Below are 23637 nucleotides of genomic sequence, written 5' to 3'. Positions count from 1 at the left end.
TTAAGTTTTCACAGATTCCCCTCTCTTTTATTGGAACCTTGTGCCAAAGATTTTCTATCAATCGCTTCAGGTTGTTTTTCAAACCAGCCATGTTTAACCATAATATTGTAAGAAAGTGCCCCCGCCTGCATAGCATGGGTAAATACTTTAGAATAGTTCAAGATAATATCTGATCTGAAGCTCGAACCTATTGAAGCGCCATAATAAGTTAGAGCCGCATTGACTAAAAAACCTGCGTGAAACATAATTAATTTGTCAGAAAAAGGACTTACAGTAGAATCAGTAATTTCATTATCCCACTTCTCAGGTATTGGCAAATGATCCTGTTGTAAAATTGAGTCAAAGCTTTGAGCATCTTTCCTTGATAATTTTACGTTTTTCAACATAAAATGCCGAACGTCTTCCTGTACAGCTACTTGACTGAAGGCTAGGCTTAATGAACTGATAAATCCAGTTTTCATTGAATTAAAGAAAAGCGTGCTGATTTCCGAACTAATTAATGGTCTTTTGTCTCCAATTAAATTATCAATAAATCCTGTTGAATCCACAAACTTCGGCATATCAGGTGATGGAATGGTTGGAACACTTGTAAATTTCGGCTGATTTTTAGCCAATTCTACTATTTTTATAAACAGTTCCTTAGCAGATGTCGTACATTCAAAAAAATAACTTTGAAGGTCTTTTCTCTCTAAGTTAGTAATAGCTAAGCTATAAGCCGTTAACCCATGTATGGTCATAATATAGGAATAAAAAAGTAAAAATTCGTCAGAAAAGAGACGTGGGGCATTAACATTCACGTCATTTTCTTTAAATCCGATTGGGACTTGGAAATTAGCACTTTTTAAGAATTCAGTGATCTTCATTACATGGCTCTCAGCTAACTGTAAAGCAAATTTTAAAATGACTTTGATCTCTTTGTCTTCAACAATGTTAAGAAAATATTTGTAAATACATATTGCCATACTATCCCCCAAATATTGAAGCCAAAGAGCAGATACCTCGGCTGCAGTTAAAGAGTTTGGCTTTTCTTTCCCAAAAACGCCCAAGTTAAATACCTCCAATTGTTCAATTGGTAATTCTATAAAATATTTTATGGAATTGGCAATGAAGTATACAGACAAATTGGTGGAGTATTGGACGCGTCCTTAAGTTAAGGAATTTCAGCTAAATCGGTTTACAATAAAAGACAGAATAGGTCAACATTGATTATTCTTTAGAAAGCCATCATATGAAACTTCCCCGTTTTCCGTTTTAGCAATAATTATATGTGGCTTTATTCAACATATCATTTGGCTGCTTCAACTTTAACTGATGGCCCTAATCTCCAAAACAGCTTGCTTACTCCTCTTGACCATCAAGACTTTTATAAAAATCATCAACAATCGGGTGGATATCTGGATCGGTATAATAGTAATGTTCATTTACTTGTGTTAATCCAAATTGAAAAGTTTTTTCTTCATCTTGAAACAGAGTAATTGAATAACGCCAGCCAGTCCGATCTTCTTGGTTTTCTTCTGGAATGAATTTGATATCCTTAATCTTATCTAAGAATTCCTTGATCACAAGATTATCTGTCATTGTTTTTCTGTATCCTGTACTACCATCTACAATGACAATCTTAGTTACTTCATCAAGGTTTCTTTTATAAAATTCAGGAATGGTTTTTGTTTCTAAACCGCAACCAGTGGCAATCATTATGATTAAACATATAAGAGCAAACGACTTTTTCATGACCTACCTCCACTCGAATATTTAAGTTCATACGGTTCGGAATACCCCTGTTCAAGTCATTCTGATCTTCCACTCATCCCTTCCATCTCACGCTATAATATCTCATCGCCTTTAAGTTACCTTCCATCTCAAATACGCCTTTTTCTATTAGCCCTCTTAGCCGATACTCAAAAAATTCATCCCCCATATATTGGTCTAAATGCCCAATCACTTCTCCTATTAATCTTGCAGATTTCATAAACGCTTCAGGCTCTTTCATACGTTCTCGCTCGACCTGAAGTTTTTTCGCCAAATTTATCATATACTGGTCATAATAGTCCTCACTGACACTCTTTATCTTGTTATTTTGCCAAATACGCAAAGTTTCCTTGGTATCTGCTAGGGCTAACCACTCTTTTTCCAATTCCTTTCTTTCATGCTGTGATAATGAAACATTCGCTTTACTTTCCTCATAGATCACGCTTAGTTTTTCCGGACTTATTTCTCCTGTTTTTAAAACAATATATTCGATATCTGGTCGATTAAATTTCTCCGCAAATATTTTTGTTGTATTAATCACTTTAATGTCAGTTATTTTGTTTCTTAATAAGTGCATAGCATATCGCAGTCCCGTTTGTTCATGAGCATTTTCAGCCACCCATATAGTAATCGGTACATCCGCTGGGATGGAATGTATTTGATTAACAGTCTCATAGAATCTTTGCTGATAATCTCGAAAATCATCATTTTCATCATTCATCACATGTTTCATAAAAACAAATCTTGCTTCCTGTCCAGTCTTTTCATCCAGCTTCCAAACTGGACCAACCGAGAACATGTCCCAAAAGGAAATAATCTTTTCCTCTTTAGAAACGCCCATTTCCTTTAAAGCGTATTTTAAAGATCCTGCAGGAGAATCACCGAAAAGAATATGTACCATTTGATAATTTTCCTCTTGAGTCATTCTCAACCGTTCTCTTGATCGATCGAAAACCATATCATATATATTTTCTATATCCCTTACAAACTCAGTCTCCGAATACTCTGTTTCCCTCAAAAGATCCACTCTTAGAAGAACATAAAATAGCAGGGATTTCGCTTCCTCTTCAGGCAATTCTTTGATGGCTTTTTTTAACTTTTCTATTTCCATCCATTTTCCCTCCTGAAATCCATCGTTTAATAATCATTCTATGTTACTATTTGGTATTAAGAAAGGACGTAATTCATACTACAGAACTGCGCCCTTTAACGGTCAATCCAATAAAATCTTCACCACATCACCCACATATTTCGTTGTACTATATCCATAAATATCCAACTTTTTAGGAATCACCTTTTTTCCAGCGTAATCATTGAACAATTCTATATTTTGTACTGTCGTGAAATAGCGAGGCTGCTCTAGTTGTTCAAATGGGATCGAGAGTTCATTAATATCGTATTCCTTTCCGCTTTTATCAACGAGCACTCCTTCAGAATTCATTCCCATTGTACTTACTTCCGTTTCATCCTCTCCAATCACTCGGAAATGAAAGGTCTCATATTGCCGATTCTTAATTTGATAATCACTTATGACCACAGTGCTCACATCACCAACTTCCACCTTGTCGATAGAGATTGTACTGCCCGCATATTCAAACAATTGGGGATCATCCTTTGAAGCATCAAGTTCAATTGTCTTATGGTCTTCGATCATAAAATAAATGGAGCCAAATTGAATATTCACTTCTTTTGGCTGTTCTTCAAATAGAGGGTCGAATTGTGCTTGAAAACTAGTCCAATTCATATCTGGTTGTGAATACAAATTGGTGTTGCCATAGGGATCGGTTTTTACTTTTTTCTTGTTTACTTCAAGGCTGTCAAAAGTAACAAAATCAATCCGCTTCTCTGGCTGTTCATTTTTAATGCCATACTGCACAATTGTTGCTGTTGGCGCAAACGTAAGTTTACTTATTTGAACCGGAATCCCCTCGATTTCTAATTCTTTATCCAGTGCATATTCGATCGAAGGATGTTTGGTTACAGGAATCTCGAAATTCCATTCCCCTGTTTCATATTGAATTTCTCCGTAACCCCTAAAACCCTCAGGTGTAGAGGGATCCTGAATCAATTTCTCAAGTTTTATAACCTTCAGTTTGATTGTCCCATTATCCTCTGTAAGTGGAAGAAGGCTCATCTTCCCCTGATACACATTCTTTTCTTCATTATTTAGAGTAGGAGGATAGTATTTTGGAAATGCTTCATGGTTCATGATTTCATTTTCGTTCTCAACGATAACCCCATCATAATAATTCATCATATATTGATTATCTTCATTCATATCTTCAATTTCATAAAAAATGAGCGTCTGAACATCATCGGCAATTACACTTTTGATCTTGATTTTCACCCCATCACTTTCCGCTTCTAGATTCAGCCTTTTGCCTAGATCATGTTGAAGAAAGGCGCGCAGCTGTTGATCTTCTTCTGTCCACGTATAATAAAGTTTGGGAAACCATCCAGTTAAAAAGCCAGTACACATGAACACGACGAAGACACCAGCTAAAACAAGTCCTATTTTCTTCTGTTTCTTAGCCTTCAGTTGTCTACGCTTCTCCATTTCTGCCAGTCTAGCCCGAATCTTCTTCATGAAACCTGATGGCACATGGAAATCTCCAACCACTTCAGAAAGCTTTAACATGGTTGACATAACTTCTTGAAAAGTAGCCAAATCCTCCTGACAGTTTTGACAGTGATAAATATGTACCTCGAAGTCAACCTTTTCTGGACGATCGAGCGTTCTTCCTAAGTAATCAATGTACAGCTTATGATTTTCCTTACAGCCATCAAAATGTGATCCATATCCCAACTTTTCTCGAAGTAACTGAATGCCAGAAAACAAACGCCTCTTAATCTCTTCAACTGAAACTTGAAGAATATCAGCTATTTCCTCCATTGAGAACCCTATGACATAGGTGAGGACCATCGCTTCTTTATCGTCTTCTTTCAATTGATCAAGTGCTTTAAACACGTCCGGACGTATTTCACTATCCTCTGAAGCTTTTAAACTGCGATCAGCAGAAACCTCACGGCACATATGTATAAAAATAGAAGTAACCCAAATCTCCAATGAAGCTTCTCTTTTAAATCGAGGCAGTTCCTTATGTATTTTTAAAATCACTCGATAAAAAAGCTCTTCCATTTGCGCCTGATTCCTAAGATAGGCCCAACCGAGTGTATAAAACGATTCCTTATTTTGATCAAACCAATCAACGATGGATTCTAGGCTCATTTGGAAATTCGCAGTGATTTGATTAGAATCTATATTTATTGGGATCATATTAGTGTCCCCCCTTTACTTTTAGCTATTATTCTATCGCTCTAGCTTTTGCTTATCATCGACTAACTATTTTATTCCTATTATGTCTATAGTACAGAATATACACATAGAATAGTGTATATTTTTGTCGGATTTTTAAGTATTGAGATATAAAGAACATCTTCTTAGCAGGAAACGATAATTTAATGGATAAAAAAAGACAAAATCCGCAAGCAGTGTGTAACCACTACTAGGGATAATGTCTTGCTGAGCCTGGCTGGTAGATTTCGCAAACATTGTTGCTTTTAACATGAATTCGTAGAAGTTGATTTCCGCTCCAGGTCACTCGCTTTCCGCGGGGTGGGCGCTGAGCCTCCTCCCGCAGGAGTCTCGCACCTTCCGCTACAATCAACTAACCATATTTGTCTTTGATTTACACTCACAACATTTATTCAAAAAACAATAATCTTTTAGAAAAGAGTCTAAATGAAATAAACATAGCTATATTATTTTCTGCCAATAGACTATATTCTAATGTTAAAAATGAAATGGGACATCTAGTATCATATGTCCCATTTCTAACACTATTGTTAACAGACCAAAACTTCCGACATCTTGCTTACTTTTACTTTCGGTTTAAGCCGTCATTTTAAGTGCTTGTATTAATTCAGCTACGCTACTGAACATTTGATCTGGTTGAACACTAAATTCTAGTGTCTGGTAATTTGGCAACCACTGTACTCCAATTGTATGTACATTAGCTTGTTTACCAGCCAGAATATCAGCATCACTATCTCCTAGAAAAATAGCTTCGGTGTTACTTATGTTAAGCTGTTCCAATGCCTTTTTTACTCCCTCTGGATGAGGCTTCGGTTTATTCACATCATCACCAGTAATGATTACATCAAATACGTCATTCATATTAAGATATTCTAAAGAAATAAACAGACTTCTGCTTGCTTTTCCTGTTACAATTCCTAATTGATAGCCTTCTCTTTTTAAAAGCTGCAGCAAATTATTTATTTCCTCATTTTCAAGAACGAGTTCTCGGTGCTTTTCACGATATTTTTCATAATATAATTCAATTGCTTCATCATGATTTGAATTCATGAGGTTTTCTCTGATGATTCCTGTCTCAGATGGACCAAACATGGCCTTAATTTCATCTGAAGTCACTTCAATATGATCAAATTCCTTAAAAACAGCTTGAAAGGCATAATAACAAACTGGCAAAGTATCAGCAAGAGTACCATCAAAATCAAAAATGATCGCTTTAATAATTACACACCCTTTATCAAAATATTGTATCCTCAGATTTAGAAAAAAACTTATCTAATAAAATTCTATTCTCCTTCTTGAAGAATAGCCCCCGTTACTTTTATAAAAAGTAGAAATACCTCTAGTATTGTTTTGTCATCTCTGTAAAGAGTATATAATGAACGTTACAATCATTTTTAAAGGAGTTCTAACACATGCAATCATTAGTAAAACTTTCCGATCGACTCTTCTACCTGCCTCCCTATCAAAAAACAGATCGGCCGATATTAGCTGCAGTTGTAGGGGACCATTATACACTGTTAATTGATGCTGGGAATTCTTCTAGTCACGCTAATCTCTTCAAGAAGCAATTAGCTTCCTATCATATCACCGGAGATATGCTGGCTCTTACACATTGGCATTGGGATCATGTATTTGGCTTGTGTGAAATGAATATGCCTTCCATTGCTAACTCCATAACCTATGACAAGATTAAAGAACTACAGGAATTATCATGGGAAGACAAGCAGTTGGATGAACGTGTCGAAGCAGGGATTGAAATTCCATTTTGTGCAGATGCAATCAAGCTAGAGCTTGGAAGTAAAAGAGAAGTTATCATACCAGATCCCACTATCCTTTTTGAAAAGCAAATAAAACTGAATATCGGTGGGGTTACCTGTATCATCGAGCATGTTGGTGGAGATCATTCATCTGATTCAAATCTCATCTATATAGAGGAGGAAAAGGCGCTATTTCTTGGTGATTGCCTCTATGCAAATATGTACGCAGAAAAATGGCATTATACGATTGAAAAAATGAATAAGCTTTTGGAGAAAATTGAAGGCTATGATGCTACATATTTCTTCCTCTCTCATCATCCAGCCCCTTTAACAAAAGATGAATTTTCTTCCTTTGTTTCATTATTAAAGACAAGTGCTGAATTAACAAAGAAACATAAAGGGAAGCTAGAGGAAATTACTGCAGAGATGTCTTCGATTTTTGGACGTGAGTTAACTGAAGATGATTTAGAAATCATCGAGTACTTTGTGAATGGATTTGAACAAACATAAATCGAAAAAAGTAAGGACAATGGATTCATGTTCTTACCTTTTTTCAATCACTTCCATACCCTCTTCAATTTGAAAAATTCCTGTGTATATCCCCAAACCGATATTGGAGACATGAATATTTGGTATGTTAAAACATAAGCAAAAAATCCGAAGATATTTTTTCTGATTTTTAAGTCCAAAGATTGAAACACTTTGCGTTGAAAATTATACATAACATAATTCGTTATCAATGCTAATGGCAGAACAAAAATAAAGGTGGCACCCACAATGAAGTAATGTCCAAAAAAAGCAAGGATAAGTCCTGGAATCCAAATAAAAGTATATACAAAATCTGAAAATGGAAAAAAAAGATTAGATCCCGTAAGATAACGTGTAAAAACAGTAGGTTGATTCCAAGGCTTCACCTTTTTAACTGCCTCAATCATTCCCCTTGCCCACCTGCTTCTTTGTCTTACAAAATGAATAAAAGTTTCAGGGACATCGGTAAAAGCTACAGCAAGAGGTTCAAAATATATTTTACAATTAATATGCAGCATTTTCCAAGTTAGCACGATATCCTCCCCTATCGCATCATCCCATCCGCCAATTTCTAAAAGAGTATCTCTTTTATATAAACTAAAAGCTCCTTGTGCAACTAAAGTCCCTTGGTAAAATCCTTGTAGTCTTTTTATAGATGCAATTCCTAAAAAATAATCCCACTCTTGAATCTTTGTCCAAAAATTTTTACGACTATTACGTACAAGAACAGCTCCCGCTACAGCGCAAATCTCCTTAGGTGCAGATAACAATCGACAAACAAGTAACCGGATAGCGGAGCGGGTCAAAAGCGTATCAGCATCAAGCGTAATGACAAATGGAGTATCAACTATTTTTAAAGCCTTATTAAGTGCAAAGTTCTTTCCTGGTTTTCCCTCATAGATCACCTTTACATCCAGATTGAAGTCTTGTCCCGCTCTCAATGCCATCATGCTCGTTTTATCTGTCGAAGCATTATCAATCACAATAACTTTTAACTCCCCCTCGTAATCTTGTTGGGAGATCAATTTAAGTGTATCCCTTATTCCTTTTTCTTCATTCTTACAAGAAATCAAAATCGAAAGTGGGTCAGTTGGATTGAAAACCTTCAGTTTTGGCTGTTTTTCTATGAGTAGACTAATGACCATAAACGCATTCATATATCCAGGAAAATAAGCAATCCCCGCAATGGATAAAATAGCTGGAACAATTCCAATAATAGTAGCTAAATCACGAACCCAAGGCAATGACAGATAAACAGAAAAAGTCAGCCATAACAAGGCAAATCCATGACTAATCCAAAACTTAAATATGACGGGTATGTAAAACTTTTTAACAGTTTTCATTTATTTCACCTAGAGCATGTCATTTTATTATACGTTTCCCTAATGTACTCTTTTTATCTCCTATTAATCATAAAGTCCATTTCTATAGTTAGCACTTTCAAGATGTTGCGTTTAAAAAAGTGATAACCAGTATATATATATATATATATATATATCTTCTAACACGGATTTGGTTTACCTTTTTAATAAATATCAACGGGACTTTTATTTCGTTAGTGAACACTGCTGAATTAAAGACGTAAATACTTTATTTGTGGAAGAGGTAACCACCATTGTTTGTATAAAGCCCATCTTCTTTTTGCCTTACCGCAATTATCAAGTTAATGATGATTTAAATCTAATAGCTTTTATTAAGTTAGTTCCAGACCTCTTTTAAAGTATTTCTGAAAAGCAGATCAAGAGAGTGTGTAAAGTCAGGTATATCGATATTTATTGTTTTTGTATATTCTCTAAGTCGCAAGATTTCCTCATTTAAAAAGTGGTTTATAACCTCAATTCTTGGTTCAAAATCAAGTTCTTCACCACTTATTTTTCTTTTTAATAAAATTTGAATCTGGTTCTTTAATTCACCATTTGGTAATATATCTTCCAAAAGTTTCGGAAATTCTAATGGTGGAAACTCATTGTATTTTTCTATCCATCTAGCAGCTAAAACTGGTCGAAGTACATAAAAATATTTTTTAATTCTTACTTGGTCCCCTTGTAAATATTCTCGAAAATTATTACTTGCCATATTTAAAAAGTGATACAAACAAGAATTAGGAGCAAAAATATTTTTACTAAGTTCTTTCATCTGATCAATGGTCGAATAGGCTTGGTAATATACGATACCAGAACATAACCATTCCAATAATGGTGGATTGGATTTTCTAAATAATCTTAATGCCTTAGTAAGTTCCCACCCTGTAATATCTAATAAATCGTTTATTGGTAATTCAATAACATCTCGTTTTTTTCCAATTCCCATGTGGTCAATTGTTAGATAATCTTCCACTTTATGAACATATATAAAGCGGACATCATAATCACTATCTTTTGACGGGAATTCCCAAGCTCTACTCCCTGACTCTACCGCATAAAGAATCTTTACATTAAAATCTTTTTCTATTTTCAATAAGGATTTTAAAATAGTTTCTTTCAAAATTTTTTTACCTCGATTCGTTCTATTCTTTATTTTACTTATAGCTATTTTCTCAAAATATTTTTAAAATATAAAGAGTCATTCTAAATCAGTGTACTTATTTAGACCTTATTAAGTGAGGCTAGAATAATTAACACTTTTGATTACTGTTTAAACAAAAGTCAGAACGGTTGAAAAAACAATTAAGGTGGTGTTAAATGGAAAATGTCCATTGGAAATTTTACGGAGATCATGAGTATGTTGTTTTAAAAGCAATGGATGGTGCAAAGCTGATAGATGAAATAATGGAACATCACTTTAAGGAGTATGGAAAAGGATATTTAGACGAATTAATTATTATAGATGTATGCGTCTTAGAATTAGATGATGAAAACTATGATGAGTTTAGAAAGTTGCGATTTCGACTTTTTCATTATGAAAAAATGGGATACGGATTTGGTTTGCCTTTTTAATAAATATTAACTAGATTTTTACTTCGTTAGTGCACACGGCCTTATGAAGCACGTTTTGAAGTAATTTTGTCTTGTGAAAACTTAGCCAAAAACAAATAAAAACGCCTTCCTACAACTTGTAGAAAGACGTTCAAAGCATTGATACCGGTGGTCGGGGTCGAACCGACACTCCAGAAGGAACACGATTTTGAGTCAGAAAGTTCCTTTTGTTTATTTTAAAAATATCTTTGAATACAGTGATATTAAGTAATTCTACAGGTAATTGAAATTTGTTCATTCAATCGGTTCACACGATTTATTCAACACTGTTCATTATAGCTGTAACAGTACTATTTTTCAAGATAAAAATTAGAGGTTGCTTTTTAAGATTGCACCCCTTGATTTTGTTCTTTAGTATAAAATTATTTGGAAATTGATAGTGTGTTAAGTTAACTTACTATGAAAGAAATCATATTAACTCACACTGAACTATTGTATTTTTTTAATAAAATGGTATAATTGATTATTTTTATTTATTTAATTAAAGAAATACATTATACTAAAAGTAATAATTCAATATTTGTTAAGGAGAACAAAAATGAGTTCATTGGTAAGTCTAATCAATCTGTAGTTTTAAGAAATTGTATTGAAATTACGAATTAGATTTACATTGGCTTAAATCATTTGCCTTAGACGACTTCAATAAATATTTAATTATGATTAAGTTACTAAAGTAGAGGTGTAACTCCTATGGAAAATAAAGAAATATTACTGGCAATAACTGAATTAAAATCAAGTATAGACAAACGCTTTGATACTTTAGAAAAACAGTTTGATAATCGTTTAGACAGTGTAAGTGAAGAACTTTATAAAATAAAGAAGTATCTTGATACAGTTGAAGTACAACAATCTGAGGATACTCGAAAAATAATAAATAAAATTGAAAAAGAGTTAATAATTCTAAATCATGATGTAAAATTTTTAGCCGAGAAATTTGGTATACATGATATGAAATTGTATGGTATTGAAAGAAAATTAAATACCAAATGCTAGATTTACATTATTCAACCCTTTTTTATAGTTTGGATATTTTTAAGAATTCGGGTTAAGGTATGCACCTTAGCCTTTTTAGTCCTTAAATTCCCCACTTTTAAAAGCCTTCTCCATTCCAACACTAACCCCAACATTATAGCCACTTTCATAAGCTAGTTTTATGATTGTATTTTCTTCTGTTAAATCCCTGTCTAAGTAATCCTCAATATGATTCCTTACAGTTGAGATCATGTCATCAATAGGTTTTCCTACATAAAAATGGTTCTTAGATTGGTAATGTATAAAGTCGATTGTCCATATTTTTTATATAAGTAATCATCTGATCAGCGTTCATTGGTTTATTACTCATTTACTATCCTACTTACTTCCAATTCATGTTCATATTCTAATTCTTTTGTATCTAAGTCAATAAAGTCGATTGTCATTTTCAAAACTTTTCCACTTTCAATTTCCCTTGTACCCCAAAGGCGAACAGCTTTATTTATATTCTCGTCCTGAAAAGTGACTTGAACTGTTCTTACTTCCCCTTCTTCCCCTTGTTCATGATGAATCCAGCACTCTTTAAACTCTACTGACTTTTCAGGCTGGTTTAATACATAGTCATACATAACTTTTTCTAGTTCGGGAAAAGCTAAACCTTCATTTTCTAAACAGATCAATTCAAATTCCCCATAATTAGTGAAATGATATATTAACTTAGGTTCTGTGGGCATTGGTAAATCTCCTTTTTATTCCTATTATATCAGTAGTGAGAAAATCAAACTATCCTTAAAAAGTTTACGAAAAATCCCCCAAAATTTTTTTGGCTGCTTTGCTATTTCTAAAGTTTTGTCAACTTGTGTATTGGCTACATTGTACCTAAAAAGGTTTCATAAAATTACGTATCCATAGTAAATAGCAGTCGAGGGGTTAGGGTATAGTAGCCTTCCCCATAGGGGGGATGCTACCAGTTGACAACAATCTTCTCCTGTGTTAATAGATACTCTCATGATCTATACTCGTTGTTGCTTACTTAACTTTCATCCCTTGTCCATTTGCTTGTTCTTCATTCGTTCAGTCATTGTCTATTACTCTCATGCCTCATTTGCAGTCCTATTCCCTATTCCCTTTTCCGTTACTATTTCACACATTCATTCTATCCTGCCGAATAGCTTTACTGGTAACTGTGGTGAGGTGTTTTGTGAGGCGGTTGGTAATTGTTATGTACATTACTATAGCCTATGACAATGACCATATTTAGTGACACTGGAATGATAGTGACTTTTGATAGTACCTTACTCCTTGTTCCTGTGGTTATAGTTATCGTCAATCACTTGTGTACAGTTTTAATAGTGTGATTTTAAATCACGAATTTTTACGTGGTTATTAGGAACACATCTGTAGTAAAGATTCCCTATAAAAAATACATCTTAAAAACATAGTCTATTAAGGTACACCTAAATAGATACTAAAAAAACCATTTTTTCAACGTCTATTAACTAAGTTATTTCGATCATTACGAACGTCCATAAAACAATTGACCTTATTAGACTATTGGTGTATATTTTGACTATCCAATAAAAAAGGAGAACAACAAAATGACAAATAAAAAAATAATCAAGGAAATGCATAGAATTTTTGATTACTTATATGAAAGCAAAGAATATGCTAAGTCCTTAGAGGACGGTAAAGAAGTAGCTAATAAAGTATATTGTATTATAGACGAAACCGACAAAGATGAAAAAGAACTGGACATGCAATGGGCTTGGGTCTACAAAACTTTAAAAGAAGCTGAGGAAGAATTAAGAGAGTGGAACGAAGTTTAATGTCATTCTATTTTCGAATATAAATATAATAGTATTCTTAAAGAAATGGTGGTTTAAATTATGACAGGAATTAACTTTGTCTACATGCGTGTAAGCACCAAAGAACAGAACCTAGATAGACAATTAGAGGCACTAAAACCCTATGTAAGTAACGAAAAATACATATATTCAGACAAGGCTAGTGGTAAGGATATGGAACGTGAAGGATTTCAGAACTTGTTAAAGGCTATGAGAAGTGGCGACACTCTTTACATAAAATCTATTGACCGCTTAGGACGTAATAAAGAACTGATTAAACAGTATTTAGAACACTTCAAAAAAGAAGGTATTAGGGTTAAGATCATTGACCTTCCTACCACTATGCAAGATGTTCCTAAGGGTCAAGAATGGGTTATTGACATGATTAACAATATTATCATAGAGGTTTATACTTCAATGGCTGAAAAGGAACGTGAGGACATTAAACAGCGTCAAAAAGAGGGGATAGCTGTTGCTAAATCTAAAGGTAAGCATTTAGGTAGACCAGTTTTAGAACTTCCTAAAGAATGGACTAAAATATATAAAGAGTGGAAAGCTGGAAAGATAACAGCAGTGGCTTTTATGGATGCTATCGGAATGAAAAAGGCTACATTCTATAAAAAGGTTAAAGAATATGAGGCGACACTATAACAGGTGTTAGCCTCCTTTTTTTTCATTAGTATGATATTTTTAGATAAAAAAAGACGGTTATAGGAAACCGCCAATTACTTAAACCTTACTTGTAAATTTAGTTTAAAGAACAATTCTCCATTTTCTCTATATACAAATCCGTAACCATGTTTGAAACGTGAGGCTGCTTCAAGATAAGTGCTTTTAACTAAATATTCTTGAAACTCATCTCTATTATAAATATGGTAGCAAACTAATTCCCCACTTTTCTTAACGATAATATAACCACCAGTAGCGTCATATTTACCAGTCCAAACTTGACCAGGCATTAAACCAAGTGAGGCATCTGTAAGAAAATTTTTCATTTTATAACGATAGATCGGGTGATTGTTTCCTAAATTATATTTACATGGATTTTTAGTTTCAATATAATCTAGTATATCTTCCATTTTGTTAGTACAATAATTTCTTGCATTCGCTAATAGTATTTCGGAAAAAACCAAAGGGAAATTACTATCAAACATTTGAAGATTGGTGCTGAAAATTTCATTTTCTGTTTTATAAAATTTTATAGAATATCCTTTACTTTCTATTTCAGTTAGGATGATATCTGAACTATTCAAAGTCTCATACACGTCAAAACCATATTTCTTTTTATCAGCTATTGTTTTATCAGAAGGCTTTTTCGTTAACAAAGCTGTGTCTAGGTTTATATTCTTAATCTCAATATCTGATAAAGGTGTTCCGCCTTCCAATTTATAAATAAAATTGGTTGTAAATCCAGCATTCAATAAAGTAGCTGGACCACCAAGTTTTGATTTAATACTAAAACCCAATTCAGGCGTATGTCCAGTTTCTTCATCATGCACGATAATGGTAATATCTCTTTTACTAGTCGGCTTTTCCGCCTTACGAGTTACCTGAATTGCATTCAAGAAATTCTCTATATTTGAACTTACTGGAAAGGTTCCCTTACCAGCTTTTATTTCCTCAAATAATTTTAGTGACTTTTCCTTAAAATCTTTAATAGGAATAGTTGCTAAAGTATTATTATTGCAATCTGTTATACGGATATTTGTACTATCTTTAAAAGAATAATTTTCATATCCATAGACAAATTTAGATTTTGCCTCAAATCTCAGTATGTTAATTAAAGGATAGTATAGGTGAGGAATAGCGTCTAAATTTTCATCAGCAGCATGAAGTTTTCCTTCTGCTAGAAGTTTAAGGAGAACATAAGGTTCACTCCACTCACCCTTATTGTAACTATGACCCATTATTAAACCACTCCCATACCAATTAAATTGTTTATCAATACACTAGCGGTAGCCTGAACGGCTGGAACTGCAACTGAATTTCCAAACTGTTTATATGCTTGGGCGTCAGAAACTACAATATTAAATTCATCTTGAAATCCTTGTAATCTAGCCCATTCTCTTGGTGTCATTTTTCTTATGCCTTCACGATTAACCTCACCTTTTATATTGGTTACTGGTGTAAAATTAGTTAAACGATTGTCTATAACAAGGTTTCTTTCTCTACCCATGCCACCTACAACAATAGCACTTGCAATACCGTCATCAGGAATAATAGCGTAACCAAAACCATTCCCTTTTTCTTCATGTCTTGCTTTATGATTTCTTAATGTTTCAAGATATTGAGTTGAAAGATAATATTTAACTGATACAGGATTTTCTTCACGGATATCAATAAATCTTAAATCATTTGGGTTAGGTGTTGGATAATTAAATTCATTTATCCCTGTTTCTAGACTAAACCCAACAATAAAGATACGTTCTCTATTTTGAGGAACTCCAAAATTAACTGCATTGATTATTTTTGGTTCGGGTACATAGTAGCCTAAATCATTTCTAAGCGTATTTAGGATAACTTCTAGTGTTTTCCCTTTGTCATGATTAACTAGACCTTTTACATTTTCTAAAAATATTGCACGAGGTCTTTTAGCACGAATAATTCTAGCTACATCAAAAAATAATGTTCCTCTAGTATCTTCAAACCCACCACGTCTACCAGCAATCGAGAAGGCTTGACAAGGAAAACCAGCAACTAAAACATCATGTTCAGGAACACTGTTTTCGTCTATTTCTGTAATATCTCCAAAAGGTACTTCTCCATAATTTTCATAATATGTCTTTTGGGCATACAAATCCCATTCAGAACTAAAGACACATTTCCCACCAAGATTTTGAAAAGCCGTTCTCATACCACCAATACCAGCAAATAAATCAATGAATTTGAAGGTAGGATTATCAGTTGGTGGAAAAGGAACATTCCATTTTATATTATTGAAATCAAAATCGTTATTTGATAAGTATTTTTCTGCCTCAAGTCTAAAGTATTCAGCCGAATTATCCCCAATATTTTGAAGGAAGTGAGTTATATACGCTAATTTATTATCTGTTACTTTCTTAATTTCTAAATTATATTTGTTTTTGATTTCTGTATAACTTACAACCATAAATACCACCTATTTTTATTATATTTAAGTTATTATTCTTCATCTTTCGAAACGGAACAAACGTTTGTATAAATAATAACATAAATTTATTGTTTGAATATACTATTATAACATGTGCACCCACAAATCGATTACCTCAATTTGTTCCAAAATGAAAGAGTGTCCAAAGATAAATGATTTTAAGAGTAAAGAAATTAGCTATTAAAATAGTAATAAGTCTTAATCCGTACTATTACTATTCACTTGACAAATAATTCTAAAGGAATTAGACCTCCAAATTATTGCGTTTTACAATGAACTGAACGGCTGTTTCCTTATCACAAGGTTTGATTCTATTTCAAGAATACAAGCGTACAGACAGGTAAATAAAGTGTCTGACATGGTATAGATATGCCTGACTGTATCGGAACTCATACCATGCGGTTATCTGCTATGGCAAGGTTGATAGATGATGAACCATTCAGTTTTACCATTGATAAAAAACATACTATCTTTGTTCCTGTTGAATTAAATAAGCAAATTAGAAAAGAGTTTTTCCTTGTAGCGAAAGAGTTGGAAAATTATTGAGGGGGGAATAGTGTCTCCCTTTTTTTATTTTTCCGAATTTGTGCTTGGTACTTAACCAAAAGTACTTCGTCCTTACAGCCCCAAAGGATTCACGAATTTACATAAAAAATATTTGAACAACTGGGCACATACAAAGGGGATTAGGGATATTTTGCAATAAAAAAGCCAGTAGGAACAAATTAACCTACTAGCTTTAAATACTATCAAATAACCTCAAATAGTGTCAAAATTTCTTTAGGATGTTTTTCCATATAATCAATGAAAGCAAAATAGCAATCTTTGCGACTTTTGCCATTTACAATATTTTTAATGGTTGTCTTTGAGACAGGGAACATGGTTTCTAGTTGATAAGGTGGAAAACCTTTCACCTTGTTTAGATATAAAATTTTGTACACTTCCTTATCCGTGATTTTCACATTATTAAAACTCATTAGTATCATTCCTTTTATTTTGAAGTACTGTGCATAGCAAAAATCTTCTTTACTGAAAGTGATGGAAAATCCTGTTACCACTTACCTAAATCTTTACCTCTTTAATTCCTACCTATGTCAAATATAGAAATGGGTAACATCTTCCCTTAAAAAAGGAAATGAAAGAGTTCGGGTTTTACTAACCTAACAACGATTCTATTACTCAGTTACTTCATAACTTTACTTTTTCTTGAAACTGATAGAAGGCATGTTTAAATAAATCACTTTCCTTTTTTACCTTCATCAATTCCTCTTGTAAGTCACCAACCAACTCTAGAACATTAAGGTTATCTCTAGTAAATTTAATGGCAAATTTCAAAGTATCCGTTCTATTAGGTTCTTTATATGATCGTTTCTTTAATTTTTCATTGAGGTCTGCTAACATTTTAAATTCAACTTCATTCAAACTAATAGTTACATTGTGTTTTTTGATCAAATTTAAATCCTCTCTTTCCATCTATTCTAGTCAATGACAAAAATTGTTGTGAACTTTTATTGTTTTATTTTCAACTCGAATCAAGAATAAACAAAAACAGAAATCAAAATCCAAACAATAACTCGGCTAAACACCTCGTGTTCGGGCAAAAAACACCCTCACCACTATTTCTAGTAATAGTAGTAAGTGTTAAATAAAACAGCTATCATATACCCAGAATAATCATGGAAAGGGTAGCCTGTTTTTTAGGCTATCCCTTGTAATGTTATTCAGGGATGATTTTATTACCTTAAACATTTTTCTACCTCTTCCTTATAAGGGAATATCCTATAAACCCAGTATTACCAATGCTTTCAGCGTTTGTTTGCTAAGGGGTGTCTAGCAAAGAAATCAAGAATGACAACTTTACATTTCATTGTTTAAATATTTTTCTAATAATGTTCTCATCCGCATAGATGGAATATAAACATTTATTGGTTTTCCAGTACGAATACGGCTGCGGAAAATCCATTGAAGGAGTTCTGACAATGCAAATAAATCCATATTTACTTCTACACCTTGCCTACTAAAGAAATTTTTCGTTACTGGGTTTGTGTAGATATTTGCAAAATATATCAATGTACTTTTATGTTGAAATTCATTTGTTGCCCTTGCATTTACACTAACAAACTGTTCTTTTAACCCTGTAGGTGTTAGCTGAGTTTTAAACTGCTTGAATGTAGTCCACATGACTTCATCCGTTGGAACTTTACATTTATGGCGATAGAAATTATAAGCACAATTTTTTAGAACTCGCTTTGTTTCTGTTGCTTTCGTTTTATTTTTCAAATCAGAAACACTAAATGAAGTTGTTTTACTGCCAATTTTATTCATATTCTTCTTGTCAGTAATCCTTGGATAGTAGATGTTAACTAGTTCTCTTATCTGCGAACGTTTTTCGCTGCTGTAAGAAATATAATCAGCTAGTTTATATTCATTTCCTTCCTTTTCAATAGATTTATAGATATAATGCCTACCAAATAAATCGAAATAGGCACGTTGAATCTGTCCATCAAACATATAAGTTAAAATATATATATCATCAAAACATTGGAAAGTTTCTGCAGGGAAAGTCCAGTATACTGCTACAGGTTCTCTGCTTTCGTCCTCATACATCATAAGGTTACCTGAATTAGCTAGGTTTCTAATTTTCTCAAAAAAACCTTCTTTATAATCAGCTTGTTTCCAATGAACAAAGCCCTTTTCATCTACTTCAATAACATCTTTGGTATATAGCATCTTTAAATCGTCTTTTGAAAATTCGTCCATTTGTTCCACAACATTCATTACTTCATCGAGTATTAACGTGTAGTTTTCCATCTCCAACAGGTCGATAATTTCACTGTCAACACGTTGGAATAGTGAATGGGTAGAAACAATGTTTTCCCCATTACCAATTAAACGTTTAATATCTTCCAGCTTAGTTTCACCTTTAAAGTCGGCTTGTGGTTGTTTAAAATCACGATTAACGGAAGTAATTACTCTTTCCACTTCATTTGTAAATGGTGTAATATAAATAAACTTCTGATACGCTGGTGCATTTTTCATATGTTGGATAGCCCAGCTTGTTTTCCCACTCCCCATAATCGAATCAATAATGTTTATTTTCATTTGAGTTGCGTGTTTGTATAGCATATAAAACTTTCCCTTCTTCATAGGATTTTGTAAGTACCCTTACAATACTTGTACTGACAACAATCACATGAATTAGGACAAGCGATATGAAACTTATATTTACTTTCATTTATTCTTCTAATGTATAATACCAATCATGACCTTGTTCATCTGCTTCATCCTCCGTTTTTATATCAAATTGATAGTACATTGATTTCCTAATCTTCCTGACTGTCTCCTTTTCAATCCTCAATTCTTTACAAGCTAGTAACATGTATCCTAACGCTTCACTATTTGTCATTTTTTGTTTCCTCCATATATTTTTATTCTTTTATATTTTTCTTGACTTTTGGTTTTGACCTCTGCTGAATTAACTAGATTTGTCTAGGAAACATTGGACAAGAGAATGACTACCTTTACAGCATTAAAAAGGAAAATGCTATAAAAGTAGACGTCCCTTCATACTGAATTGAACTGAGTTTGCTGAGGTTCCCATCGTATCACCTTGTTTGAACGCTTGGACTCCTCCAACAACGAACTTTCTACATACAAAGCTAGTCCTATATGCTTTTATCTATTCGTTGCTACCTGTACCGTAATACACCTAGCTACCAAACCGAACCTTTACTGGTCGTTCGCACCCAGTAACCACCAGTAAACAAGGAAAACTGCTAACGTGGTTACGGTTGTATTTTCTACATTGGCTACAACCAGTACCTATCAAGTTTATTTTGACAACGTGTTATTAGGTTTCCACGTTGGAATTACCGTAAAAAAGACAATACTAAGGATACCTTGCATATTCTCAATTTTTCCGCTAAAATTAAGGCAAGAAATACGGCATTTCGTATTTAATTTTTGAAATTTAATGCTTTAATTGGTCACCTACTGCGAATAGGTGGCTTTTCTTTGTTTATAATAAATCAGGATCGCTTATCTATCATCTTTAATGGTGAAAATTTTCTATGACTATCTCTAACATCAGTACCAAACAAATTTACATATGTTTTTACTATTTCCATGCTTGAGTGTCCAAGAATAGTTTGTAACTCAAATATATTTGCACCCTGTTGAACACTTAACTTTGCAAATGTATGCCTGAAAGTGTGACAGCTACAACGAACGCCCTGAATTTTTGCCATTTCTCCATATTTAATAATTCTTTGCTGAATCCCCCTTTTTGATAACTTTGTACCGTCAACAGTGACAAATAATCCCTCACTTTCAACATAACCACGAATAGCAATATATTTTTTTAATTGTTGTTTCATATCATTTTGAATAGGTACTAGCCTTTCACGATAGCTTTTTGCATTTCTTATAACAATTAAATTATCTTCCCAACGTATGTCAATTAAAGATAACCCAGCAAGTTCATTAACTCTTATCCCTGTTTCTAGCATTAGCAGCATGATCGTATAATCCCTAACACCAGTAAATGTAGTTAGATCAGGTTGCCTAAATAGCTTGTTTAACTGTTCTTTTGAAAATGTTGGTATTACACGTTTTCTATCCTTTAATAGCTTTATATTTTCCATAGGGTTGTGGGGAATATGCTTATGATTACATAAGAAATTAAAGATTGATCGTAACGCCCGTAAACGAGTGTTTATAGAAACAACTCTATTTCCTTTATAATTTTTCATATAAAGAATAACGTTATCTTTAATATGTTCTTCTGTCACGTTAAACGGTTTCAAAACTGAAATATCAATTCCTTGATCAGAAAGGTGATTTAGAAATGCCTTATATTCATTAAAATAGTACTGAATGGTAAATGGTCTAAGGTTTCGTAACTCACAGTCTTTTACAAATAAATTGATTGCTTCCTCAAATGTTTCTACATACGATTTTGTTTCTTTTTTCATTATGGTTAATTCACTTTTATCTAAAGCATTCTTACGCCTAGCCAATTAAAGTACCTCCTTCCTGTAACAGTGAACACGATTGATGAACACGTTTAGAACTATTTTTGTCGTGCTTAAAATAACCAAAAATAAACACAAAAAAACGCCTCTACAATTATCTGTAGAGACGTTTAAAACGTTGATATTACTTAATTCTTCTGTAATTGACGTTTATTAAAATAAACAAAGTATTGATACCGGTGGTCGGGGTCGAACCGACACTCCAGAAGGAACACGATTTTGAGTCGTGCGCGTCTGCCAATTCCGCCACACCGGCATATTAAATTATTCTCGGAAAGTGCCGAGGACCGGAATCGAACCGGTACGGTAGTCACCTACCGCAGGATTTTAAGTCCTGTGCGTCTGCCAGTTCCGCCACCCCGGCGTATCTATTAAAAAATCATATACTAGTAAAATATGGAGGCGGCAACCGGATTTGAACCGGTGATCAGGGTTTTGCAGACCCATGCCTTACCACTTGGCTATGCCGCCTTAAAATAATAATAATGGAGCGGAAGACGGGATTCGAACCCGCGACCCCCACCTTGGCAAGGTGGTGTTCTACCACTGAACTACTTCCGCAAAATGGCTGGGCTAGCAGGATTTGAACCTACGCATGTCGCAGTCAAAGTGCGATGCCTTACCGCTTGGCTATAGCCCATTAGTTATTAATAATATATGCATTAAACAAAGTTTATGTGATTCGTATTTAATGGGGCGACTGATGGGAATCGAACCCACGAGTGTCGGAACCACAATCCGATGCGTTAACCACTTCGCCACAATCGCCATAATTCAATTTGTTCATTTAAAATTATGGGGCGGCTGATGGGAATCGAACCCACGAATGTCGGAACCACAATCCGATGCGTTAACCACTTCGCCACAACCGCCATAATTAATGGCAGGGGTAGTAGGAATCGAACCCACACTGAAGGTTTTGGAGACCTTAGTTCTACCTTTAAACTATACCCCTATAAATGGTGGAGGGGGGCAGATTCGAACTGCCGAACCCGAAGGAGCGGATTTACAGTCCGCCGCGTTTAGCCACTTCGCTACCCCTCCAAAAGCTATGAGACATGCCGGCCAGAGGACTTGAACCCCCAACCTACTGATTACAAGTCAGTTGCTCTACCAATTGAGCTAGGCCGGCATAATAGAAATCATGGTGGCTCAGGACGGAATCGAACCGCCGACACAAGGATTTTCAGTCCTTTGCTCTACCGACTGAGCTACTGAGCCACTATGTATAAATGGCGGTCCGGACGGGACTCGAACCCGCGACCTCCTGCGTGACAGGCAGGCATTCTAACCAACTGAACTACCGGACCAAATTGCGGGGACAGGATTTGAACCTGCGACCTTCGGGTTATGAGCCCGACGAGCTACCGGACTGCTCCACCCCGCGATAGTAATATTCCATATGTACTTAAAAAGTTAATATGGTGGAGGATGACGGGATCGAACCGCCGACCCTCTGCTTGTAAGGCAGATGCTCTCCCAGCTGAGCTAATCCTCCAAATTGCTCGATATACATATTTAGTATATCAAATGGTGACCCCTACGGGATTCGAACCCGTGTTACCGCCGTGAAAGGGCGGTGTCTTAACCGCTTGACCAAGGGGCCAATATATAAATGGCGGAGAGCAAGGGATTTGAACCCTTGAGACAGCTATAAACCGCCTACACGATTTCCAATCGTGCTCCTTCGGCCACTCGGACAGCTCTCCTTATGGCTCCGCAGGTAGGACTCGAACCTACGACCGATCGGTTAACAGCCGATAGCTCTACCACTGAGCTACTGCGGAATAATAACAGCTTGGCGGCGTCCTACTCTCACAAGGGGACAGCCCCTAACTACCATCGGCGCTGAGAAGCTTAACTACCGTGTTCGGGATGGGAACGGGTGTGACCTTCTCGCTATCGCCACCAAACTTTTATTAAAAGACATATCTTATTATAACGTCTTTTTGAAATTTTGCAAGAGAAAAATTAAATTTTATTCTCTCAAAACTAGATAATGCAGAAGAAGAAGATAGAGTAATCATTTATTCATTTGTCCAGCTACGGCTCCTAGCTTTTCGGCCGTTTCAATCCATCCCTACAAATCCAAAAGCAGGATTTGCAGTGCTGGCTTTCCAACGTCTCTCAAAGCTGAACAGTCGCCTTCGCCTTTCGTTTTTGGTTAAGTCCTCGACCGATTAGTATTTGTCAGCTCCACGTGTCACCACGCTTCCACCTCAAACCTATCAACCTGATCATCTTTCAGGGGTCTTACTAGCTTGACGCTATGGGAAATCTCATCTCGAGGGGGGCTTCATGCTTAGATGCTTTCAGCACTTATCCCTTCCGCA

At 34.7% G+C, this 23637-nt stretch carries 22 protein-coding genes, 17 tRNA genes and 2 rRNA genes; 6 read left to right on the top strand and 35 right to left on the bottom strand.

Annotation, left to right across the window (positions count from 1 at the left end):
- Positions 1–8: 8 nt before the first annotated feature.
- The 5 genes from ACFYKT_RS06440 to ACFYKT_RS06420 form a co-directional block, all read right to left on the bottom strand.
- Complete coding sequence (locus tag ACFYKT_RS06440; RefSeq protein ID WP_389217136.1) at positions 9–1046, bottom strand: DUF3231 family protein; 1038 nt, start codon at positions 1044–1046, stop codon at positions 9–11.
- Positions 1047–1338: 292 nt separating this feature from the next.
- A complete protein-coding gene (locus ACFYKT_RS06435; protein WP_389217133.1) occupies positions 1339–1731 on the bottom strand; it encodes a hypothetical protein in 393 nt (130 codons plus the stop codon).
- A 73-nt stretch (positions 1732–1804) separates the two neighbouring features.
- On the bottom strand, positions 1805–2860 hold the full coding sequence (locus ACFYKT_RS06430) for a DUF1835 domain-containing protein (protein WP_389217130.1): 1056 nt from the start codon (positions 2858–2860) through the stop codon (positions 1805–1807).
- Between the two features lie 102 nt (positions 2861–2962).
- Positions 2963–5026 carry a sigma-70 family RNA polymerase sigma factor gene (locus ACFYKT_RS06425; protein WP_389217128.1) on the bottom strand — a complete coding sequence of 688 codons (2064 nt, stop codon included), beginning with the start codon at positions 5024–5026 and terminating at the stop codon, positions 2963–2965.
- Positions 5027–5641: 615 nt separating this feature from the next.
- A complete protein-coding gene (locus ACFYKT_RS06420) occupies positions 5642–6286 on the bottom strand; it encodes an HAD family hydrolase (RefSeq protein ID WP_389218276.1) in 645 nt (214 codons plus the stop codon).
- Positions 6287–6477: 191 nt separating this feature from the next.
- Between ACFYKT_RS06420 and ACFYKT_RS06415 the strand changes: the two genes are divergently transcribed.
- On the top strand, positions 6478–7332 hold the full coding sequence (locus tag ACFYKT_RS06415) for an MBL fold metallo-hydrolase (RefSeq protein WP_389217125.1): 855 nt from the start codon (positions 6478–6480) through the stop codon (positions 7330–7332).
- Positions 7333–7379: 47 nt separating this feature from the next.
- Here ACFYKT_RS06415 and ACFYKT_RS06410 read toward each other — a convergent pair whose 3' ends face one another.
- Positions 7380–8693: a glycosyltransferase family 2 protein gene (locus ACFYKT_RS06410; protein ID WP_389217122.1), complete on the bottom strand. Its 1314-nt coding sequence runs from the start codon at positions 8691–8693 to the stop codon at positions 7380–7382.
- Positions 8694–9048: 355 nt separating this feature from the next.
- A complete protein-coding gene (locus ACFYKT_RS06405; protein WP_389217119.1) occupies positions 9049–9834 on the bottom strand; it encodes a nucleotidyltransferase domain-containing protein in 786 nt (261 codons plus the stop codon).
- A 197-nt stretch (positions 9835–10031) separates the two neighbouring features.
- Between ACFYKT_RS06405 and ACFYKT_RS06400 the strand changes: the two genes are divergently transcribed.
- Complete coding sequence (locus ACFYKT_RS06400) at positions 10032–10286, top strand: hypothetical protein (RefSeq protein ID WP_389217116.1); 255 nt, start codon at positions 10032–10034, stop codon at positions 10284–10286.
- A 729-nt stretch (positions 10287–11015) separates the two neighbouring features.
- Complete coding sequence (locus ACFYKT_RS06395; protein WP_389217113.1) at positions 11016–11318, top strand: hypothetical protein; 303 nt, start codon at positions 11016–11018, stop codon at positions 11316–11318.
- 75 nt (positions 11319–11393) lie between these two features.
- Here ACFYKT_RS06395 and ACFYKT_RS06390 read toward each other — a convergent pair whose 3' ends face one another.
- The gene (locus ACFYKT_RS06390) at positions 11394–11549 is read right to left on the bottom strand and encodes a hypothetical protein (RefSeq protein WP_389217110.1); all 156 of its coding nucleotides are present in this window, start codon (positions 11547–11549) and stop codon (positions 11394–11396) included.
- Between the two features lie 110 nt (positions 11550–11659).
- Positions 11660–12031 carry a hypothetical protein gene (locus tag ACFYKT_RS06385; RefSeq protein WP_389217107.1) on the bottom strand — a complete coding sequence of 124 codons (372 nt, stop codon included), beginning with the start codon at positions 12029–12031 and terminating at the stop codon, positions 11660–11662.
- An 864-nt stretch (positions 12032–12895) separates the two neighbouring features.
- On the opposite strand from ACFYKT_RS06385, the gene ACFYKT_RS06380 reads away from it, so the two are divergent.
- Positions 12896–13123: a hypothetical protein gene (locus tag ACFYKT_RS06380; protein ID WP_389217104.1), complete on the top strand. Its 228-nt coding sequence runs from the start codon at positions 12896–12898 to the stop codon at positions 13121–13123.
- 60 nt (positions 13124–13183) lie between these two features.
- Positions 13184–13792, top strand: coding sequence for a recombinase family protein (locus ACFYKT_RS06375; RefSeq protein ID WP_389217101.1), 609 nt, complete (start codon positions 13184–13186; stop codon positions 13790–13792).
- Positions 13793–13866: 74 nt separating this feature from the next.
- Here the strand turns inward: ACFYKT_RS06375 and ACFYKT_RS06370 are convergent, their stop codons facing one another.
- Positions 13867–15048 (bottom strand): HpaII family restriction endonuclease, encoded by a 1182-nt coding sequence (locus tag ACFYKT_RS06370; RefSeq protein ID WP_389217098.1) that lies wholly within the window; start codon positions 15046–15048, stop codon positions 13867–13869.
- 2 nt (positions 15049–15050) lie between these two features.
- Positions 15051–16250, bottom strand: a complete 1200-nt coding sequence (locus tag ACFYKT_RS06365; protein WP_389217095.1) for a DNA cytosine methyltransferase — start codon at positions 16248–16250, stop codon at positions 15051–15053.
- A 432-nt stretch (positions 16251–16682) separates the two neighbouring features.
- Here ACFYKT_RS06365 and ACFYKT_RS06360 point away from each other — a divergent pair, with 432 nt between their 5' ends.
- A complete protein-coding gene (locus tag ACFYKT_RS06360) occupies positions 16683–16817 on the top strand; it encodes a hypothetical protein (RefSeq protein WP_389217092.1) in 135 nt (44 codons plus the stop codon).
- A gap of 203 nt (positions 16818–17020) precedes the next feature.
- On the opposite strand, the gene ACFYKT_RS06355 is transcribed toward ACFYKT_RS06360, so the two are convergent.
- From ACFYKT_RS06355 to ACFYKT_RS06240, 24 genes are all read right to left on the bottom strand, one after another.
- Positions 17021–17248: a hypothetical protein gene (locus ACFYKT_RS06355; RefSeq protein WP_389217089.1), complete on the bottom strand. Its 228-nt coding sequence runs from the start codon at positions 17246–17248 to the stop codon at positions 17021–17023.
- A gap of 211 nt (positions 17249–17459) precedes the next feature.
- Positions 17460–17723 carry a hypothetical protein gene (locus ACFYKT_RS06350; protein WP_389217086.1) on the bottom strand — a complete coding sequence of 88 codons (264 nt, stop codon included), beginning with the start codon at positions 17721–17723 and terminating at the stop codon, positions 17460–17462.
- Between the two features lie 405 nt (positions 17724–18128).
- The gene (locus tag ACFYKT_RS06345) at positions 18129–19397 is read right to left on the bottom strand and encodes a hypothetical protein (protein ID WP_389217083.1); all 1269 of its coding nucleotides are present in this window, start codon (positions 19395–19397) and stop codon (positions 18129–18131) included.
- Between the two features lie 109 nt (positions 19398–19506).
- Positions 19507–19677 carry a hypothetical protein gene (locus tag ACFYKT_RS06340; protein ID WP_389217080.1) on the bottom strand — a complete coding sequence of 57 codons (171 nt, stop codon included), beginning with the start codon at positions 19675–19677 and terminating at the stop codon, positions 19507–19509.
- Between the two features lie 622 nt (positions 19678–20299).
- Positions 20300–21289 (bottom strand): tyrosine-type recombinase/integrase, encoded by a 990-nt coding sequence (locus ACFYKT_RS06335; protein ID WP_389217077.1) that lies wholly within the window; start codon positions 21287–21289, stop codon positions 20300–20302.
- A 189-nt stretch (positions 21290–21478) separates the two neighbouring features.
- Positions 21479–21560 (bottom strand) — tRNA-Leu (locus tag ACFYKT_RS06330).
- Between the two features lie 22 nt (positions 21561–21582).
- Positions 21583–21668: transfer RNA gene (locus ACFYKT_RS06325), tRNA-Leu, on the bottom strand.
- A 33-nt stretch (positions 21669–21701) separates the two neighbouring features.
- Positions 21702–21775 (bottom strand) — tRNA-Cys (locus ACFYKT_RS06320).
- A 15-nt stretch (positions 21776–21790) separates the two neighbouring features.
- A tRNA-Gly gene (locus ACFYKT_RS06315) sits at positions 21791–21865 on the bottom strand.
- A 4-nt stretch (positions 21866–21869) separates the two neighbouring features.
- A tRNA-Gln gene (locus ACFYKT_RS06310) sits at positions 21870–21944 on the bottom strand.
- Positions 21945–21996: 52 nt separating this feature from the next.
- Positions 21997–22072 (bottom strand) — tRNA-His (locus ACFYKT_RS06305).
- Positions 22073–22100: 28 nt separating this feature from the next.
- A tRNA-His gene (locus ACFYKT_RS06300) sits at positions 22101–22176 on the bottom strand.
- Between the two features lie 9 nt (positions 22177–22185).
- Positions 22186–22259, bottom strand: a tRNA-Trp gene (locus ACFYKT_RS06295).
- A 5-nt stretch (positions 22260–22264) separates the two neighbouring features.
- Positions 22265–22348 (bottom strand) — tRNA-Tyr (locus ACFYKT_RS06290).
- Positions 22349–22363: 15 nt separating this feature from the next.
- Positions 22364–22436: transfer RNA gene (locus ACFYKT_RS06285), tRNA-Thr, on the bottom strand.
- 13 nt (positions 22437–22449) lie between these two features.
- A tRNA-Phe gene (locus ACFYKT_RS06280) sits at positions 22450–22525 on the bottom strand.
- A gap of 12 nt (positions 22526–22537) precedes the next feature.
- Positions 22538–22614 (bottom strand) — tRNA-Asp (locus ACFYKT_RS06275).
- 3 nt (positions 22615–22617) lie between these two features.
- Positions 22618–22691: transfer RNA gene (locus tag ACFYKT_RS06270), tRNA-Met, on the bottom strand.
- Between the two features lie 35 nt (positions 22692–22726).
- Positions 22727–22802: transfer RNA gene (locus ACFYKT_RS06265), tRNA-Val, on the bottom strand.
- Between the two features lie 33 nt (positions 22803–22835).
- Positions 22836–22910: transfer RNA gene (locus tag ACFYKT_RS06260), tRNA-Glu, on the bottom strand.
- A gap of 10 nt (positions 22911–22920) precedes the next feature.
- Positions 22921–23013 (bottom strand) — tRNA-Ser (locus ACFYKT_RS06255).
- A gap of 3 nt (positions 23014–23016) precedes the next feature.
- Positions 23017–23091: transfer RNA gene (locus ACFYKT_RS06250), tRNA-Asn, on the bottom strand.
- Positions 23092–23100: 9 nt separating this feature from the next.
- Positions 23101–23217, bottom strand: a 5S ribosomal RNA gene (gene rrf / locus ACFYKT_RS06245).
- 247 nt (positions 23218–23464) lie between these two features.
- A 23S ribosomal RNA gene (locus ACFYKT_RS06240) occupies positions 23465–23637 on the bottom strand; the annotation flags it as partial.

This window comes from Cytobacillus mangrovibacter, assembly GCF_042865275.1.
Taxonomy (GTDB): Bacteria; Bacillota; Bacilli; order Bacillales; family Cytobacillaceae; genus Cytobacillus; species Cytobacillus mangrovibacter.
Note: the sequence above shows the minus strand (reverse complement) of the source record. Positions and strands in the feature narration are given on the sequence as shown.